The sequence below is a fragment of the Streptomyces abyssalis genome (assembly GCF_001751365.1).
In the GTDB taxonomy this organism is placed as follows: Bacteria; Actinomycetota; Actinomycetes; order Streptomycetales; family Streptomycetaceae; genus Streptomyces; species Streptomyces abyssalis.
Genome location: NZ_LJGT01000036.1, coordinates 228,719 through 245,359 on the forward strand (window position 1 = coordinate 228,719; position 16,641 = coordinate 245,359).

The following is a 16,641-nucleotide window of genomic DNA, read 5'->3' on the forward strand; positions in this document are numbered from 1 at the left end:
GTCAGACCTCCGCAGTAGTGGTGAGGGGATGGGCCGCGCGAGCTTCGCAGACCTCGCGCAGCGCGGGAATCGATGTCATGCCGCCGCTGCGTGTGACGCTCAGCCCGGCCGCCGTCGAGGCTCCTGCCAGGGCGTCGGGCAGGTCCGCTCCGCCGGCCAGGGCCGCGGCCAGATAACCGGTGAAGGTGTCGCCCGCCGCGGTGGTGTCGACCGCGTCGGCCGGGAAGGCGGGCACGTGGAGAACCGGTTCGCCCCTGCCGGACCCGGCGGCGTAGGCGCCCTGCTCCCCCATCGTGCACACGACCAGCGCGTCCAGCTCCTGCGCGAGGGCGACGACGCGCTCCTCCGGCGAGTCCGTCGGTATCCCGAGCAGCCCGGCGACGGCCCGGGCCTCCGGATCGTTGACGACCAGTACGTCGTGGCTGCCGGGGGCGGGACAGCTCAGATCGGCGGGCGCCGGCGCCGCGTTCAGCACGGTGGTGGCGCCCCGTGATCTGGCGAGCCGTGCCGCGTGGTTCACGACGGGGGCCGGGACCTCCAGTTGGAGCAGGACGATGTCTCCGGGTTCGACGGCCGCCAGCCCCGCCTCGGCGTCCTCCTCCGTGAGCCGGGAGTTGGCGCCGGAAGCGATGACGATGCGATTGTCGCCACCGGGTTCGACGAGGACCATGGCAACGCCCGTGTGCACGTCGGGGACGGTGCGTACGGAGGCGGTCTCCACCCCGGCTTCGGCCAGGGCCCGGCGTACGAGCCGTCCATGGGCGTCGGCGCCGGTCGCTCCGACCATGGTCGTACGGGCGCCCCCGCGAGCGGCGGCGGCAGCCTGGTTGCCTCCCTTCCCGCCGGCACTGATCCGCATCCCGGAGCCCAGCACGGTCTCCCCCGCCCGTGGGCAGGCGGGCACTTCCATCACCTGGTCGGCGTTGAGGCTTCCGACGACGTGCACTGACGGCATGGCGACTTCCCGTCCGGGGCTGGGTGTTCGCGGGCGTGTGGGCGTGTGAGTGGGTGCGGTGCGTGGGGTGTGGGTGAGGGACAGTGCGGGTGCGGCACCGCGTGGACCGGGGGTTGCCGCCGGGGTCACCTGGCGGGGCGCCGCCGGGCGGCCGGAGCGGCGCCCGGGCCGCCGCGGCCCCACCGGTGACGGCTAGGCCGTCCCCGGACGCGGTCCCGGTGTCAGCAGTACGGACGGCTGCTCACCGGTCGCCTGCCGGCAGGCCGAGGACTGACGGACCACCAGCTCCATCGGAAGGACGACCGACTCGGCAGGCCGCCCTTCGATGACCTCCAGCAGCAGCCGCATCGCGGTCTCGCCCAACTCGCGCGCCGAATGGGCCACGACGGTGATCGGCGGATCGAGTTCCCCGAACCACTCGATGTCGTCGAACGCGACGAGCGCGAGATCCCGTCCGATGCGGAGGCCCTGCCGGCGCACCTCGCCGAGTGCGCCGACCGCCATCAGGCTGTCCGCGGCGAGCAGGGCGGTCGGTGGGCGTCGGGCGGCGAGCAGACGTGCCGCCGCCGTGCCGCCGCTGGCGCTGCGGAAGTCGCCGGCGGCGATCAGTTCCGGGTCGTCGTCCAGGCCGTGCCGGGCGACCGATCTGAGGAACGCGTCATGCCGGGCACGGCCCGTGGAGACGGCCATCGGTCCGCCGATGAACCCGATGCGGGTGTGGCCCTGTGAGGCCAGATGAGCCAGCGCCAGGTCCACGCCCTGCGCGTTGTCCGCCGTCACGCTGGGAACGTCGAAGCCTTCGACGGTCCGGTCGACGAAGACCAACGGCAGACGGGCCTGTTCGATGTCACGGAGGTTGCCGCTCCCCTCCCCCTGCGGGGCGATGATGATGCCGTCCACCCGCTGGGTGAGAAACGCCTCCAGGTAGGTGTCCTGCTGGACCGTGTCCTCATTGGCGTTGGCGAGCAGCGTGACGTACGACGAGGCGAGTGCGGCTTGTTCGGCCCCGTGTGCGATGTCGGCGAAGAACGGATTGCGTACGTCCGAGACGAGCAGGGCCACCGCGTGGCTGCGGGCCGAGCGAAGAGCCCGTGCCCGGGCGTCCGGCCGGTAGCCGAGTTCGGCGGCGGCCGCCCGGACCTGTTCACGCGAGGCGGCGGACGTCGAGGTGCTGCCGCTGAGCACCCGTGAGGCAGTACCGACGGAGACACCCGCGCGGGCTGCCACGTCCTTGATGGTCACGGTGTTTTCCATCGCGGGCCTTTCGGTACGGAAGGGTTGCGCATCCGCCGCCGCCCCGGCTCCGGGACCGTTCTGCTGAACGGACCGGACGGAACGGGCCGGTCGGAATCGTTTCCATGGAAACGATTCCATGGAGGATCCTGAAGGGCCCCCGTTCCCTCGTCAAGAGTTCGTCCGGGATTTTCCGGCAAGCCGTACGCCGCCACCCGACGCCACGGGACGGCAGCGCGCTGGAGGCGCTCGAAGGTTGATCAGGCAGGCAGGACGTCTGCGGCCCTTGTGTCCGCTGCGCGGGGGCGCGGGCCAGGGCGGGCGCACGGCACCTTCGCGCGCTGCCACGCCCCGACCCCGGAAGCCGTCAGCCGTCAGCCGTCAGCCGTCAGCCGTCAGCCGGAAGGCTCTAGCCGTCCTGCCAGGCGTCGGCCAGCATCGCCCGTGTCTCCGCGAGGAGTTGGGGAAGCACCCGCGTATGCCCCACGACCGGCATGAAGTTGGTGTCGCCGCCCCACCGCGGGACGACGTGCTGGTGCAGATGCGCGGCGATGCCGGCGCCCGCGACCGACCCCTGGTTCATTCCGACGTTGAACCCCTGAGCTCCGGCCGCGGCCTTCAGCGTCTTCATCGCACGCTTGGTGTATTCGGCCAGTTCGGCCGTCTCCTCGCGGGTCAGCCCGGGATAGTCGGCGACGTGCCGGAACGGGACGACCATGAGGTGCCCGCCGTTGTACGGATAGAGGTTGAGCACCGCGTAGACGTGCTCGCCGCGCGCGAGGACAAGGCCGTCCTCGTCGCTCTTGGCCGGGATGGTGCAGAAGGGACAGCCGTCGTCCGCGCCGGGGCCGGTGGGCTTGTTCTCACCCTGGATGTACGCCATGCGGTGCGGTGTCCACAGGCGTTGGAACGCATCCGGCGTTCCGACCCCGATCTGCTGTTCCGGCTCGCTCGTCATGCGGGCCAGCATAAAACTTCCCAGGTACCGGGCAGGGCCCCAGGGTGATTCCCGGAACCCCGCCCGTACGCCCGCGGACCGGCACGCCGTGCGGACGCGCCCACGAGGACGCTACGCCCGGCGCTCGACCGCCTGCAGCAGTTCGGCGACCGCCTCGTTCTGCGGTACGCCGTTCTTCTGCGTGCCGTCGCGGTAGCGGAAGGAGACCGCTCCGGCGGACACGTCCTCGTCCCCCGCGATGATCATGAAGGGGACCTTGGACTTCTGCGCGTTGCGGATCTTCTTCTGCATCCGGTCCGAGGAGGAGTCGACTTCGATGCGCAGGCCCTTCTTCCCGGCCTCAGCCGCGAACTCCTCCAGATACGGCACATGTGCGTCGCCGATCGGGATGCACACCGCCTGCACCGGAGCGAGCCACGCGGGGAACGCACCCGCGTAGTGCTCCAGCAGCACCGCGAAGAACCTCTCGATCGAGCCGAAGAGCGCGCGGTGGATCATCACCGGCTGCTGCCGGGAGCCGTCCGCCGCCGTGTACTCGAGTCCGAAGCGCTTCGGCTGCTGGAAGTCGACCTGGATCGTGGACATCTGCCAGGTCCGGCCGATGGCGTCCTTCGCCTGCACGGAGATCTTCGGCCCGTAGTACGCGGCGCCGCCCGGGTCCATCACCAGCTCCAGACCCTGCTTGCCGGCGGCATCGCGCAGCGCCTCGGTGGCCTCTTCCCACTCCTCGGGCTCGCCGATGAACTTGGAGTTGCCCTCCTCGCGGGTGGACAGCTCCAGGTAGAAGTCGTTCAGGCCGTAGTCACGCAGCAGGCCCAGCACGAAGGTGAGCAGGCTGTCGAGCTCGTCGGCCATCTGCTCCTTGGTGCAGTAGATGTGCGAGTCGTCCTGGGTGAAGCCGCGGGCGCGGGTGAGGCCGTGCACGACGCCGGACTTCTCGTACCGGTAGACCGTCCCGAACTCGAAAAGCCGCATCGGCAGTTCGCGGTACGAGCGGCCACGCGCCTTGAAGATCAGGTTGTGCATCGGGCAGTTCATGGCCTTGAGCCGGTAGTTCTGCCCTTCGAACTCCAGCGGCGGGAAGATCGACTCCGCATAGTTCGGCAGGTGCCCGGAGGTCTCGAACAGCTGCTCCTTGGAGATGTGCGGGGTATTGACGAACTCGTACCCGGACTCCTCGTGCCGCTGCCGCGAGTAGTCCTCCATCACCTTGCGTACGACGCCGCCCTTGGGATGGAAGACGGCCAGCCCCGAGCCCAGCTCCTCCGGGATCGAGAACAGGTCGAGCTCGGTACCGAGCCTGCGGTGATCACGCTTCTCGGCCTCGGCGAGGAACTCCAGATACGCCTTCAGCTCGTCCTTGGTCGGCCACGCGGTGCCGTAGATGCGCTGCAGCTGCTTGTTCTTCTCGCTGCCGCGCCAGTACGCCGCGGCGCTGCGCATCAGCTTGAACGCCGGGATCGCCCTGGTCGTCGGCAGGTGCGGGCCACGGCACAGGTCCTTCCAGCACAGCTCGCCGGACTTGGCGTCCAGGTTGTCGTAGATGGTCAGTTCACCCGCGCCGACCTCCGCGGAGGCGCCCTCGGCCGCGTCCGCAGCAGAGCCCTTCAGCCCGATCAGCTCCAGCTTGTACGGCTCGTCCGCCAGCTCCTCCCGCGCGTCCTCGTCGGTGGTGACGCGGCGGGAGAAGCGCTGCCCCTGCTTCTGGATCTGCTGCATCTTCTTCTCGATGAGCTTGAGATCGTCCGGGGTGAAGGGCTCCGGTACGTCGAAGTCGTAGTAGAAGCCGTCGCGCACGGGTGGCCCGATGCCCAGCTTGGCCTCGGGGTAGAGCTCCTGCACCGCCTGAGCCATGACGTGAGCGGTGGAGTGGCGGAGGATGTCCAGCCCTTCCGGACTGGTCAGCTCCACCGGTTCGACCTCGTCGCCCTCGGCGACCTCGTACGCCAGGTCCTTCAACTCCCCGGCCACACGCGCGGCCACGACCGAACGCTCGCCCTCGAAGAGAGCGGCGGCCGTCGTGCCCGTCGTCACCACTCGCTCTTCCCGCTCGGAATCGCGTTTGATGATCACACGGACATCGGTCACCGGTCTCTCCTGACTCTCATTTCGCAGAGCGCCGACGAGCGTCGAGCGCAGGTGGAATCGTACCGAGAGCACACCCCTTCCCGCGAAACGATTACGGGCCCCTCACCACCAGCGGGCGCGAGCCGGCGCGATTCCCGCCCGGCCACCCGTGATTGACGCGTCACGGAGTGCGGTATCAGCAGCGCGGGCCTCTTACGGACAGGAGTGGTGCCATGACCCCGTGGTACGAGGGGCCGCTCGCGGCACTGGCCCTGGACGCCCGCCGTCCCGCGCCGCAGCCCGGCACTGCCACCGGCCCCGACCCCGAACACGACCGGCTCCACGCCGCAGCGGTCGCCGCACAGCAGGCAGTGGCCGCGCCGGTCGAGACGCACACGCTGCCCGCCGCCCCCGGCGCCGGCGAGGGGCATCAGGCGTACGTCGTGGCCCGCTCGCTGGCGTCGCACGCCACCGGAAAACCCCTCGTCGTCATGGACGCCCCCTACGATCTGACGCTGCTCGACCGGGAGTTGAGACGGCACCGGAACACTCCGCTCACCGGCTGCCTCGGCACCCGGAGCATGTGTGTGATCGATCCCGTGCTTCTCCACCGACGCCTGAACCGCACCTCGGCAGCCCCTGCCCAGTGCCGCGGCCTCGCGGCGCTGTGCGACCACTACGGCGTACCCGCTCCGGCGGATTCCGCCCCGGAGGGAGCGGCGGCCGCCACGTTGGCGCTCGCACGGGCGCTCGGCCGTCACTTCGCACCGCAGCTCGCCGGTCTCACGCCCCCGGCACTGCACACTCTCCAGGCGATCTGGTTCGCGGCCGAAGCACGCGGCCCGGGCGCGTGGTTCACCAGCGGAACGCGGAAACCGGCGGACCACATATGGCCACTGCGCCCGATGACAGCCGCCTGAGCCCAAGCCGTCCTGCTGCACACAACGAGACGGAGCGACGAAGCCCCCGCCCCGCGAGCCAATGCCGCACAAGAACGACGAGGGCGAAGCCGTCCGCGCCTCCTGCGGACACCCCGCACCGACACCAAAGGGGGGCGCCGATGGCGAAGCCCCCGCCGCCACACGAGGCAAAGCCGAAACAAGAACGACGAGCGCGGCAGGGCCCACGACTCTGCAAACGCCGCCCATGGATGCCAAGGGGGTGCGGGTGGCGAAGCCCCCGCCACGCGAGCCAATGCCGAACAAGAACGACGAGGGCGAAGCGGTCCGCGCCTCCTGCGGACACCCCGCACCGACACCAAAGGGGGGCGCCGATGGCGAAGCCCCCGCCGCCACACGAGGCAAAGCCGAACAAGAACGACGAGCGCGGAAGGGCCCACGACTCTGCAAACGCCGCCCATGGATGCCAAGGGGGTGCGGGTGGCGAAGCCCCCGCCACGCGAGGCGAAGCCGAGCAAAAACGACGAGGGCGAAGCGGTCCGCGTTTCCTGCGGACACACTCCACCCTCGACCTCGTGGGCGATACTGGGTTCGAACCAGTGACCTCTTCGGTGTGAACGAAGCGCTCTCCCGCTGAGCTAATCGCCCGCTCGCGGCACGTGCAGAACCATACAGTGCCGCTCAGTCATCATCCAAACCCCTTCGGAGCCACCGCTCCAGCCCCCGACGGCCCGCCCGCATCATCAACGCGTGGTTGGCCCGCAGGAACGGCCGTGCGGGCACCGCCAGACGCCGCATCAGCGGCCTGCGCACCTCCACTTGCTGCTCGTACACGGCGACCGTGCGACCGGAGCGCGAGGGTCCGCCTTCTCTCACCGTCCAGCGCGCCCAGCCCGCGACATCGCCGTCGATCTCCATCTCAAGGACGCCCGCGGCGGGATCGTGCCGCACGGCCCTCCCGGTGATCCGAAGGTCGAACGGCAGCACGGAGCGGATGCGCCCGCGCCCGGACGACTCCTCCAGCGCGTGCACCTCCCGCACTTGGGGCCACCACTCGGGGTACTCCCCGGCTCGTTCCAACGCGGCGAAGACCCGCGCGGGGTGTGCGTCGAGGCGCCAGACGCTGCGGAAGACGAAGCGGTGGCGGCTGGACTTCATCGGCTCACTCCTCACGCTCCGCACCGCGGACCGCCGTTCGTGTCCGCGGCCGCGAAGCCTCCGGCATCCTGTCACCGCCGGGAGCCGGGCGTACGTTGTGGCCCGTCGCCGAATTCGTCCGTTCCAGCGGGACTTCGGCCACCGGGCACTTCGAAATGGGCCCACCCGAATTTACCGATGAAGTGAATTCCCGCTGTATCTCCCTTACACGGAGAAACGCACCGTGAAGCCGCCGCAGGAAGGCAGGAAGAACGGCACACCACAACTGCTCATATGCAGAACCGGGGCCCTGGGCTCAAGCCCGGACCCCGGTGGAAGCGGTGGGCGATACTGGGTTCGAACCAGTGACCTCTTCGGTGTGAACGAAGCGCTCTCCCGCTGAGCTAATCGCCCGCTGCGCCCGCAAGATTACCGCATGTCAGGTCCTGCTCATGACGCCGCGGGAGCCCCGCGCTACCGCACACGTGCCCCCTGCTTGCGTTCCCGGCGCTCCAGTCGCCGCTCCCTCCACCAGTGTGTCCACTCCAGCAACTGCCGCTTCGTCCAGCGCAGCACACGCTGCGCCCAGGGGAACTCGGTCGCCCACAGTCCGATGCCCGCGAAGATGATCAGCCAGCCCGGACCCGGCAGTGGCAGCAGCACAACGCCGCCGGCCACGACCGCCAGGCCGAGGAGGAAGATCACCACCTGCCAGGTGCGATGCAGGGGCTTCGACGCCTTGATGAACCGCGGGGCCCGTGAACCCAGGGGTCTCCGGTCACTCTCTGCGTACATATGCCCAACGTAACCGAAGTCGGCCCCGTCACCGGAATAGCCCTACCCAACAAAAACGCCATAGGCCATATCAAGGGCTGCATTACTCGCAAAACGGTCAGAGGGGTTTACAACCGACGAGTACGTGGCATGTCGATTTCGCCGACGTGCGAACCCCCGAGCGCACACTGAGCGAAAGGCCCTGGCGCTTATGAACACCACGGTCAGCTGCGAGCTGCACCTGCGCCTCGTTGTTTCGAGCGAGTCATCACTGCCGGTACCCGCGGGGCTGCGGTACGACACGGCCGATCCCTATGCCGTCCACGCCACCTTCCACACCGGCGCCGAGGAGACCGTTGAATGGGTCTTCGCCCGCGATCTCCTCGCCGAGGGTCTGCACAGGCCCACAGGCACCGGTGACGTACGTGTATGGCCCTCCCGGAGCCACGGCCAGGGAGTCGTCTGCATCGCCCTCAGCTCCCCCGAGGGCGAGGCTCTGCTCGAGGCCCCGGCGCGGGCCCTGGAGTCCTTCCTCAAGCGAACCGACGCGGCCGTGCCACCCGGCACCGAGCACCGACACTTCGACCTCGACACAGAGCTCTCGCACATCCTCGCGGAGAGCTGAGCCCACTGGTCCCGCGCAGCCGTCCGACTCGGGGCGACGGCTGCGCCTCCCTCGGCAGCACGGTACGCACGAAGACGCCGTCACCGACCGACCCGGCTGAGCCGGGCTCCGTCGGTGGCGGCGTCGCCGTGCGTCGCAGGGGTTAGTCTCTGCGCACCGGACCCGTCGGTCAGACCCGAGGAGCGACCCGTGCAGATCAACCACGACACCCGGTGCGCGCTCGACGACGTGGTGGATCTGCTGAACACCGCTGCCGACGGCGACCGGCCCGACCGGCTCGTCTCGGTGGCCGACCTCGGGGCGTACGTGGAGCGCAACAGCCTCAGCGACGTCGGCGCGCTGACGGCCCAGGATCTGAGCGCCGTGCGGTCGGTGCGGGAGCGCTTCGCACGGGTCTTCGAGGCGGGCGACGACCGTACGGCCGCCGGGCTCGTCAACGCGCTGGTGGCCGAAGCGGGGACGACTCCTCAGCTGACCGACCACGACGGCTACGACTGGCACGTGCACTACTTCGCGCCGGGGGCCTCCGTCTCGCACCACCTGGCCGCCGACGGCGGCATGGCCCTGGCCTTCGTCATCGTCTCCGGGGAGCGGGACCGGCTGCGCCGGTGCGGCGCTCCGGACTGCCGGCGGGCGTTCGTGGATCTCTCGCGGAACCGGTCCCGGCGCTACTGCGACAGCCGTACGTGCGGTAACAGGCTCCATGTCGCGGCCTACCGCGCGCGCCAGCGCGATTCCGCGGAGTCCACGGAGACGACGGCTCGGCGCTGAGCGGCGCCGGCCCCGGCCGCCCGTTCCGCCGGCCGGCCCGGCGCACGGCCGCAGAGGCGCTCAGTCCAGGAAGAGGTCGTGGGCGCCGGTGATGGCGAGGAGGACCGCGATGAACGCCAGGAAGAACATCAACGGCGGCTGGGACAGGGCGTAGAGGCAGCCCTTCTGCTCGGCCAGCTGCACCTCGGGCAGCACAGGGATGTTGACGGGCTGGGCGGTCGCGGCAGGCGCGGAGGGCGGCTCGGCGAGCTCGGCCGGGGGATTCGGCGTCATGTCCATCTCGCGGTGATGATGACGCAGCCCGCACCCCGGCGAAGGTCAACACGCCCACGGCACGGTGGAGTTCATGGGTACGTCCGGTGCTGTGGTGATGAACGTGGTAGGTGGAGCCGGATGTGCACGGCTGCGGCTGCTGTGCGCTGGCGTGTGCGTCAGATGCCGTGCTTCTTGAGGATTGCCTCGATGTCGGAGAAGTCCTCGGTGTCGCCGTCGGAGGCGGACTTCGCCGGCTTGCCGGACCCCTGTTTTCGCGCCTGCCCCGTGGACGAGGCGGGCCCGCCGGAGCCGAGGGCGGGAGCATTCGCCGTACCGGAGGCGGCGGCACGACCCGGCCCGGCAGCCGTGGCGCGGGGCTCCGCGCCGCCCTTGCTGCGGGACCTTCTGCCGGCGAAGCGCCCGATGACATACAGCACGAACGCGACGGCAAGGACCGCGAATCCCGCCCAGACGGAGGGCTTGAGCACGAGGTCGGCGGCCCAGGTGCCCACCGCCTTACCGATCTTTCCGGCCAGCCCGATCAGGCCGGACATGGCCAGCCCGACCGGGACCAGCGAGAATGCCGCGATGCGGGTGGCGGCGGCGAAGCGCCGCCGGAAAGCCGTCAGGAACGCGACGGCCAGGCCGGCCGCGGAGAGCGCGGCGCACACGGTCGTGGTCAGCATGCCGCCCATTTTGCTACGTGCGCACGTGAGAGGCCATGCCGGTCCCCGTATTCAGGGAGATCTCGGGGTAATGAGCCATGCGCGGGACTGAGAGACTGTGCGCATGGACGACGCTTCCTCCAGCCCCGTGCTCGACTACTGGTGCGAGCTGCAGTGCCCCGACTGTCACCGCGCCCAGGGAGACCTCGACGCGCTGCGCGAGCGGTACGGCGAGCGGCTGGAGATCCGGCTGCGGCACTTCCCGCTGGAGAAGCACAAGCACGCCTACGCCGCGGCGCAGGCCGCGGAGGAGGCGTTCGCGCAGGGCAAGGGGGACGCCTACACGGCGGCCGTGCTCAGGCGCCACGCCGAACTCGCGGACCGCGGTGAGGAGTTGCTGCTGGAGGTGGCCCGCGAACTGGGCCTGGACGCCGGGGAGTTCGAGAGCGCGCTGATCGACGGGCGGCACCTGCTGATCGTCGACGCCGACCAGGCTGAGGGCAGGGCGATCGGGGTGAAGGGCACACCGACGTACGTCATCGGCGGGCAGCGCCTCGACGGCGGAAAGAGCCAGGAAGGGCTCAGGGGCCGGATCGAGGAGATCGCCGACGGGCTGACGCGTCAGAGCGGCTTGTAGAAGTGCTGCTCCACGGCGCTGTAGCCCAGTGACGAATACAGGCGCAGCGCCGGTGTGTTGGCGCAGTAGACATGCAGGCCGAGCACCCGGGCCCCGGCCGCGAGGGACTCGCGTTCTGCGATGAGCATCAGCGAGCGGCCGTGGCCCCGGCCCCGCTGCTGCTCGGCGACCTCGACCTCGTAGACGTAGCTGTCGGTGTCCTTGCGCGGGCTGCGCGCCGTCTCGATCCACACGGAGCCGACGTCGGCGCCCTCGTGGACGAGCACGCGCAGCACCGCCCCGCGTGTGTGCACGCCTGCGGGCAGCAGCGCCCGGTTCGACTCGTCGGCCCGCGATTCCAGCTCGCTGTCCGGGACACCGCGGTCCGCGAACATCCGCAGCAGTTTCGGCCGCCCGCCGGCGACCCAGGCGGGGAACTCGGCCTCGGTCATCGGCCGGTCGGTGCTGCCCGGCGGGAGCCGCGGCTCCTCGCCGAGCTGCTTGATCATGCTGCGGCTGCGCTCGCGGTAGCCGAGACCCGCCACCAGCCCCAGCGCGGCCTCCGCCCTGGCCGGGACGGTGATCTCCACTCGACGGCAGCCCCAGTCGCGCAGCACCTCCTCCGCAGCGAGGGCGGCTACGGCTCCGCGTCCGCGCCGCCGCTCGCGTTCGTCGACGACCAGCTGCGTCACGCGGCCCGTCACGGGCCCGTACTGCGGATCGACGGTCAGGCGGAGAAGGCCGACGGGACGGCTGTTCACGCAGATGTCGTACGAGCGGGAGCGCACGCTGTCCGCGTCGTACTGGTCGGGGCCGGTCGGCCGCAGCGTGGTGGTCACGTTCGAGTTCTACCCGGCTGAACTGCCCGGCGTCACGCGGTTTCACCGTCGGTGCGGGGCGGCGGCGGGCGCTTCACGGGTCGATGTCCGCCGCTGAGCGCTCGGCGAAGAGCCGCATGGCCTTGAGGGTGACCGGGCCGGGGGCGCCGGGCAGTTCGCGGCTGTCGACCCGGTGCACGGCCTGTACGTCGCGCAGCGACGAGGTCAGGAAGACCTCCTCTGCGCGCTCCAGGGCGTCGAGGGGCAGGTCCGTCTCCCGCGCGCCGCACCATTCCGCGACCAGCGCGCGGGTGATGCCGGCGAGGCAGCCGGACTCCACGGGCGGCGTGTGCAGTTCACCGTCGAGCACGACGAAGACGTTGGTGCCGGTGCCCTCGCACAGGCGGCCCCGGGTGTTGGCGAACAGGGCCTCGCCCGCGCCCTGTTCGTGTGCCCGGGAGAGGGCGAGGACGTTCTCCCCGTACGAGGTCGTCTTCAGGCCCGTCAGCGCGCCCCGCTCGTTGCGGGTCCAGGGGACGGTGATCACAGCCGTGGTGTCGGGGCGACGGGGCGACTCGCTGAGGACGACGACGAGGGTGGGCCGGACGTCACCGCGGTCGGAGCCCAGCGGCGACGGCCCTCCGGTATAGGTGATGCGGAGCCTGCCGAGCGGCACCGGCTCGGCGGCGGTGACGGCGGCGCAGGCACGGCGCACCTCGTCCGGGTCGGGCTCGGGCAGGCCCAGTCCGCGGGCCGACCGCGCGAGGCGCTCGACGTGCCGCGTAAGGGCGAAAGGTGTGCCGTCCGTGGTCTTGACCGTCTCGAAGACCCCGTCGCCGACTGTCAGTCCGTGGTCCAGGACGGAGACGTGTGCGTCGTCGACGTCCCGCAGTCCGCCGTCGAGCCAGATCCTCACGGGGCTCTCCTTCCGCTCGTCGCCGTGGAGCGCGGCACCTCGGGCGCCCGGGCAACCTCGCGGACCCGGGGCACAGGGTGATGCCGCACGTCCGACGCTACCTTGAGCAGCCCGGATGCCTTGAGTTCGGTCTCCTCCCACTCCGCCTCCGGGTCGGATCCCCAGGTGATGCCGGCGCCGGTGCCGAAGCGCAGCACGGCGGGGCCGGGGGCCGTGGCTCCGGCGGCCGGGGTGCGGCGTTCGATCCAGAAGGTGCGTATGCCCACCGCCAGCTCGCCCGTGCCCCGGTCGGCGTCGGCCCAGCCGATGCCGCCGCAGTACGGGCCGCGCGGACTTCTCTCCAGCTCGCCGATGATCCGCAGGGCGCTCAGCTTGGGGGCGCCGGTGACCGAGCCCGCGGGGAAGGTGTGCCGGAAGAGGTCCGGCCATCCGGTGCCGGCGGGGAGTTCGCCGCGCACGGTGGAGACGAGGTGGACGAGGCCCGGGTGCTGCTCGATCTCGCACAGGCCGGGAACGGTGACCGAGCCGGCTTCGCATACGCGGCCCAGGTCGTTGCGCACCAGGTCGACGATCATCACGTTCTCGGCGTGGTCCTTCTCCAGAAGCCCGTCGGGCGTACGGGCCGTGCCCTTGATCGGCCCCGAGGTGACGGTGCCGCCGGAGCGGCGCAGATACAGCTCCGGGGAGGCCGTGGCCACCTCCACCCCGTACGCGGGCAGTCGCACGGCGCCCGCGTACGGGGCCGGGTTGCCGGCCGCCAGGAGGGCCGAGAGACCGGCGATGTCGGAGGCGTCGGGGCCGGGGTCGGGAAGCGGCGCGCTCAGAACGCGGCAGAGGTTCGCCTGGTAGACGTCGCCGGCGGCGATGTGCTCGCGGATGCGCCGTACTCCCGCGGTGTAGGCGGCTCGGTCCATGGAGCTGGTCCACGCGCCGGGGGCGGGGCCGCGCCACCGGGTGGCCGCGGGGACGACCGCCGCAGGCAGCGCTGCCGGGCGGGGGGACGCAGCCCGGGGCTTCGCCGTCTCGCGTACGTCGCCGAAGCGCGCGCACAGCAGCCGGCCCTCGAAGTCCGCGACGACCGCCCACCAGCCCGCGGACTCCAGGGCGGCGGGGTCACTGGTGACGTCGAGCAGGTCGGTGGCGAGCAGGGAGCCGAATCGGGCGAAGGGCGACGGGGCGTACACATGAGCGAGTCTATGGGGCGGCGACGGAGGCCTTCGCCCGGTACCGCGAGGGGCTCTCGTGGTTGTCGCGGAGAGCCCGCGCCGCAGCTCGGCGGGCCGCGGGGGCGGTCACGGAGAGCAAACAGAATTTGAGCTGGCAGCGATATCCGCTAGAGTTCAACCCGTCGCCGGGACGCGCAAGCTGACGGCGACGGCAGCACATGCGGACGTGGCTCAGTTGGTAGAGCATCACCTTGCCAAGGTGAGGGTCGCGAGTTCGAATCTCGTCGTCCGCTCTGTGTGGGGGTTCACACGACTCCCGCCTCGGTGGAGTGGCCGAGAGGCGAGGCAACGGCCTGCAAAGCCGTCTACACGGGTTCAAATCCCGTCTCCACCTCCAAGGACGATTAGCTCAGCGGGAGAGCGCTTCCCTGACACGGAAGAGGTCACTGGTTCAATCCCAGTATCGTCCACACAGGCCAAGGGCCGTCTCCCGACGCGGGAGACGGCCCTTGTGCGTGGCCGAGCGCGGGGCTGTGCCCGCCCGTTCGGCGTGGGCCACTGTGAAGGCGCAGCAACTGGCGCCGCGTGGTCCGGATTTCGGGTGCGGCTGTTCCCAACCCGCCTGTCCACGCTGCCCGGTGCGGCGCAGGCGCCCCGCGATTCTTCCGTCTCCCGGCGCCGGGTCTTGCCTTGAAGCAGGGGGTTGCCGAAGAGTTACGGCCGGTATGGTCCGCGGGCTGAAGAAGGGGCGGTTGGATCGTGGCCGACGCGAGTGAGGAAGCCGGCACGACGGGGCCCTCCCGGCGGCGCGTCACCGCCGCCATGGCTTCCGGCCTGGTGGGCGCTGTGTACGCGGCGGGAACGCCCACGGCGAGTGCCGCTGAACGAAGTCGGGGCTCCGGCGGCCGCAGCGACCCCGCCCACCACGACGTGCTGTTCGTGAGCGCGCACCCGGACGACGAGGCGGGAAACCTGTCCACCTTCGGCTTGTGGCGCGAGCGCCGGGGACTGCGCACAGGCGTCGTCACCATCACCCGCGGGGAGGGCGGCGGCAACGCGGTCGGCCCGGAGGAGGGCGCGCCGCTCGGCATGCTGCGGGAGGGCGAGGAGCGTTCCGCAACCGCGCTCGCGGGCATCGAAAACATCTTCTACCTGGACAAACCAGACTTCTGGTACACGCTCTCCGCCCCGCTGACCGAGCGGATCTGGCACGAGCGGGACACCTTGGAGCGGATGGTCCGGCTGTTCCGCATGGCCACGCCGCACACCGTCGTGACCATGGACCCGCGGCCGTTCAACCAGCACGGCGGGCACCAGATGTCGGCACGGCTGGCGATCGAGGCGTACTTCCTGGCCGGTGACGAGCGGGCCTTCCCCGAGCAGATGACGTGCGAGGGTCTGAGGCCGTGGCACCCTCGCCGGCTGCTGTCGCAGAATCACGGCTTCTCCGGTCTTCTCGGGCCGGAAGCGCCCGAGGAACGGCGCACCGACCCGGACACCGGGCTGCCGGTCGTCGGCGTCTGGTCGGGGCACATCTCGCGCGAGCACGGGAAGTCCTGGGCCCAGGTGGAGCGGGACGCGGCCCGCATGTACCGCAGTCAGGGCTGGTCCGCGATGCCGCCCGAGGTTCCCACGGACCCCGGGAAGCTCGGCTCGGACTGGTTCAGCGTGCTGGCGGAGAAGGGCCGTGCCGTCAGGGCGCCCGTACGGGGACAGGGCGAACTCAGGCCCGTGTACGCCGAGTTCCGCGCGTGGACGCGCCGGGTGGGGTTGCCCTGGCTGGCCAACAACGCGCAGCCCGAATACCCGGCGCCGCCGTCGACCACGGTGCCCGAGGTCGACGCGGCCCCCGTACTGAACGGAATCGAAGGCGACGGCGAGTATCCCGGCCCCCGGTTGCGCCTGCGGCACTGGGAAGGCGACGAGGCGACGGACACCGACTGCTCGGCGACGGCGAAGATGTCCCGGCACGGCGACGACCTCTTCGTACTCGTCACGGTGACGGACGACCGGGAGGGGACCCGCCTGGACAAGGAGGACGCCAAGAGGCACTGGCGGACCGACTCCGTCGAGATCGCGCTCGATCCCCGCGGCGACGGCGACGACACCTCGGTCACCTTCAAGACCGGCATCTTCCCCTTCACGGCACCGGACGGCGGCCCGGCCGCGGAGCGGGACGCCGACAACCGCCAGGGTCCCGCCGAGAAGACGGCGCCGGGAATGCGCGTCGCCGCAGCGGTCGGCGAACCGTACCGGGGCTACACGGTCGAGGTGAAGATCCCGCTCGGGGAGCTGCCGGCCGCTGCGGATCCCGAGCGGTTCGCGGCGAACATCCTCGTGTACGACTCCGACACCCAGGACAAGACAGGCCAGACCCGGCTGGCGTGGTCGCCGTTCGGCAGCGCACAGGCCGATCCGTACGTGTGGGGCACCGCCCGCCTGGAGGGTTACACGCCGCCGCCGGGCCGTCCGACGGTCCCGGCCGACGCCGAGATCCCGACCGAGGCGGCACGCAGCGAGGACTCCCCCGCTTCCGTCGCCCAGGCCCGTCGCACCGGCATCCCGGTCGCCGGGGGCCCACGCCCCTGCGGCCCTCGCTGACGGGCCCGCGCCGGCTGCCGGAGCACCCGCCGGGCAGGGCCGAGGTGAACTCGCGTGCTCACACCGGCCGTCGGCCGCTGCCGCACCGCCGTCACGGGGCGCCGGGCTGCAGCGGCAGTACGCCGGGCCGTGCCCCGGGGCGTCGCGACGGACGCGTACAGGTGTGGACGGCCGCGGACGGTAGC

16 protein-coding genes and 5 tRNA genes are annotated in these 16,641 nt (G+C 71.0%); 8 read left to right on the plus strand and 13 right to left on the minus strand.

What is annotated here, in order from left to right:
• Position 1: 1 nt before the first annotated feature.
• The 4 genes from AN215_RS01765 to thrS form a co-directional block, all read right to left on the minus strand.
• Complete coding sequence (locus tag AN215_RS01765) at positions 2 to 955, minus strand: ribokinase (protein ID WP_070012599.1); 954 nt, start codon at positions 953 to 955, stop codon at positions 2 to 4.
• 192 nt (positions 956 to 1,147) lie between these two features.
• Positions 1,148 to 2,197: a LacI family DNA-binding transcriptional regulator gene (locus AN215_RS01770; RefSeq protein WP_245694147.1), complete on the minus strand. Its 1,050-nt coding sequence runs from the start codon at positions 2,195 to 2,197 to the stop codon at positions 1,148 to 1,150.
• Positions 2,198 to 2,597: 400 nt separating this feature from the next.
• Positions 2,598 to 3,158 carry an HIT family protein gene (locus tag AN215_RS01775; RefSeq protein WP_070012597.1) on the minus strand — a complete coding sequence of 187 codons (561 nt, stop codon included), beginning with the start codon at positions 3,156 to 3,158 and terminating at the stop codon, positions 2,598 to 2,600.
• A 99-nt stretch (positions 3,159 to 3,257) separates the two neighbouring features.
• Positions 3,258 to 5,234 (minus strand): threonine--tRNA ligase, encoded by a 1,977-nt coding sequence (thrS, locus tag AN215_RS01780; RefSeq protein ID WP_070012596.1) that lies wholly within the window; start codon positions 5,232 to 5,234, stop codon positions 3,258 to 3,260.
• A gap of 212 nt (positions 5,235 to 5,446) precedes the next feature.
• Here thrS and AN215_RS01785 point away from each other — a divergent pair, with 212 nt between their 5' ends.
• Positions 5,447 to 6,133 (plus strand): 3'-5' exonuclease family protein, encoded by a 687-nt coding sequence (locus AN215_RS01785; RefSeq protein ID WP_107374254.1) that lies wholly within the window; start codon positions 5,447 to 5,449, stop codon positions 6,131 to 6,133.
• Positions 6,134 to 6,688: 555 nt separating this feature from the next.
• Here AN215_RS01785 and AN215_RS01790 read toward each other — a convergent pair.
• The 4 genes from AN215_RS01790 to AN215_RS01805 all read right to left on the minus strand — a co-directional run bounded on the left by AN215_RS01790 (position 6,689) and on the right by AN215_RS01805 (position 8,044).
• Positions 6,689 to 6,760: transfer RNA gene (locus AN215_RS01790), tRNA-Val, on the minus strand.
• 33 nt (positions 6,761 to 6,793) lie between these two features.
• Positions 6,794 to 7,270, minus strand: coding sequence for an SRPBCC family protein (locus AN215_RS01795; protein ID WP_070012595.1), 477 nt, complete (start codon positions 7,268 to 7,270; stop codon positions 6,794 to 6,796).
• Between the two features lie 321 nt (positions 7,271 to 7,591).
• Positions 7,592 to 7,663 (minus strand) — tRNA-Val (locus AN215_RS01800).
• A gap of 60 nt (positions 7,664 to 7,723) precedes the next feature.
• Positions 7,724 to 8,044, minus strand: a complete 321-nt coding sequence (locus tag AN215_RS01805) for a TIGR02611 family protein (RefSeq protein ID WP_070012594.1) — start codon at positions 8,042 to 8,044, stop codon at positions 7,724 to 7,726.
• A gap of 190 nt (positions 8,045 to 8,234) precedes the next feature.
• Between AN215_RS01805 and AN215_RS01810 the strand changes: the two genes are divergently transcribed.
• Positions 8,235 to 8,648 carry an SsgA family sporulation/cell division regulator gene (locus tag AN215_RS01810; protein WP_003959770.1) on the plus strand — a complete coding sequence of 138 codons (414 nt, stop codon included), beginning with the start codon at positions 8,235 to 8,237 and terminating at the stop codon, positions 8,646 to 8,648.
• A 189-nt stretch (positions 8,649 to 8,837) separates the two neighbouring features.
• Positions 8,838 to 9,419, plus strand: a complete 582-nt coding sequence (locus AN215_RS01815; RefSeq protein ID WP_070012593.1) for a CGNR zinc finger domain-containing protein — start codon at positions 8,838 to 8,840, stop codon at positions 9,417 to 9,419.
• Between the two features lie 60 nt (positions 9,420 to 9,479).
• Here AN215_RS01815 and AN215_RS01820 read toward each other — a convergent pair whose 3' ends face one another.
• Both AN215_RS01820 and AN215_RS01825 read right to left on the minus strand, forming a co-directional pair.
• Complete coding sequence (locus AN215_RS01820; RefSeq protein ID WP_070012592.1) at positions 9,480 to 9,698, minus strand: hypothetical protein; 219 nt, start codon at positions 9,696 to 9,698, stop codon at positions 9,480 to 9,482.
• A 152-nt stretch (positions 9,699 to 9,850) separates the two neighbouring features.
• Positions 9,851 to 10,360 carry a hypothetical protein gene (locus tag AN215_RS01825; protein WP_070012754.1) on the minus strand — a complete coding sequence of 170 codons (510 nt, stop codon included), beginning with the start codon at positions 10,358 to 10,360 and terminating at the stop codon, positions 9,851 to 9,853.
• A gap of 103 nt (positions 10,361 to 10,463) precedes the next feature.
• Here AN215_RS01825 and AN215_RS01830 point away from each other — a divergent pair, with 103 nt between their 5' ends.
• On the plus strand, positions 10,464 to 10,976 hold the full coding sequence (locus AN215_RS01830) for a DsbA family protein (RefSeq protein ID WP_070012591.1): 513 nt from the start codon (positions 10,464 to 10,466) through the stop codon (positions 10,974 to 10,976).
• Here AN215_RS01830 and AN215_RS01835 read toward each other — a convergent pair.
• From AN215_RS01835 to AN215_RS01845, 3 genes are all read right to left on the minus strand, one after another.
• Positions 10,961 to 11,794: a GNAT family N-acetyltransferase gene (locus AN215_RS01835; protein WP_070012590.1), complete on the minus strand. Its 834-nt coding sequence runs from the start codon at positions 11,792 to 11,794 to the stop codon at positions 10,961 to 10,963. The two genes, AN215_RS01830 and AN215_RS01835, sit on opposite strands and share 16 nt — an antisense overlap.
• Before the next feature lie 73 nt (positions 11,795 to 11,867).
• Entirely contained in the window at positions 11,868 to 12,689 is an 822-nt protein-coding gene (locus AN215_RS01840; protein WP_070012589.1) for an aminotransferase class IV, read from the minus strand.
• Positions 12,686 to 13,873, minus strand: coding sequence for a chorismate-binding protein (locus AN215_RS01845; protein WP_079122598.1), 1,188 nt, complete (start codon positions 13,871 to 13,873; stop codon positions 12,686 to 12,688). The genes AN215_RS01840 and AN215_RS01845 overlap by 4 nt, the downstream gene beginning before the upstream one ends.
• A gap of 202 nt (positions 13,874 to 14,075) precedes the next feature.
• On the opposite strand from AN215_RS01845, the gene AN215_RS01850 reads away from it, so the two are divergent.
• The 4 genes from AN215_RS01850 to AN215_RS01865 all read left to right on the plus strand — a co-directional run bounded on the left by AN215_RS01850 (position 14,076) and on the right by AN215_RS01865 (position 16,456).
• Positions 14,076 to 14,148 (plus strand) — tRNA-Gly (locus AN215_RS01850).
• 30 nt (positions 14,149 to 14,178) lie between these two features.
• Positions 14,179 to 14,252 (plus strand) — tRNA-Cys (locus AN215_RS01855).
• Position 14,253: 1 nt separating this feature from the next.
• Positions 14,254 to 14,325: transfer RNA gene (locus tag AN215_RS01860), tRNA-Val, on the plus strand.
• A gap of 289 nt (positions 14,326 to 14,614) precedes the next feature.
• The gene (locus AN215_RS01865; protein ID WP_245694149.1) at positions 14,615 to 16,456 is read left to right on the plus strand and encodes a sugar-binding protein; all 1,842 of its coding nucleotides are present in this window, start codon (positions 14,615 to 14,617) and stop codon (positions 16,454 to 16,456) included.
• The last annotated feature ends 185 nt before the right edge of the window (positions 16,457 to 16,641 follow it).

Coding starts and splice junctions, on each gene's coding strand:
- AN215_RS01795 (WP_070012595.1), bottom strand. CDS start 7,270: ATGAAGTCCAGCCGCCACCGCTTCGTCTTCCGCAGCGTCTGGCGCCTC.
- AN215_RS01785 (WP_107374254.1), top strand. CDS start 5,447: ATGACCCCGTGGTACGAGGGGCCGCTCGCGGCACTGGCCCTGGACGCC.
- AN215_RS01805 (WP_070012594.1), bottom strand. CDS start 8,044: ATGTACGCAGAGAGTGACCGGAGACCCCTGGGTTCACGGGCCCCGCGG.
- AN215_RS01775 (WP_070012597.1), bottom strand. CDS start 3,158: ATGCTGGCCCGCATGACGAGCGAGCCGGAACAGCAGATCGGGGTCGGA.
- AN215_RS01820 (WP_070012592.1), bottom strand. CDS start 9,698: ATGGACATGACGCCGAATCCCCCGGCCGAGCTCGCCGAGCCGCCCTCC.
- AN215_RS01830 (WP_070012591.1), top strand. CDS start 10,464: ATGGACGACGCTTCCTCCAGCCCCGTGCTCGACTACTGGTGCGAGCTG.
- AN215_RS01825 (WP_070012754.1), bottom strand. CDS start 10,360: ATGCTGACCACGACCGTGTGCGCCGCGCTCTCCGCGGCCGGCCTGGCC.
- AN215_RS01810 (WP_003959770.1), top strand. CDS start 8,235: ATGAACACCACGGTCAGCTGCGAGCTGCACCTGCGCCTCGTTGTTTCG.
- AN215_RS01765 (WP_070012599.1), bottom strand. CDS start 955: ATGCCGTCAGTGCACGTCGTCGGAAGCCTCAACGCCGACCAGGTGATG.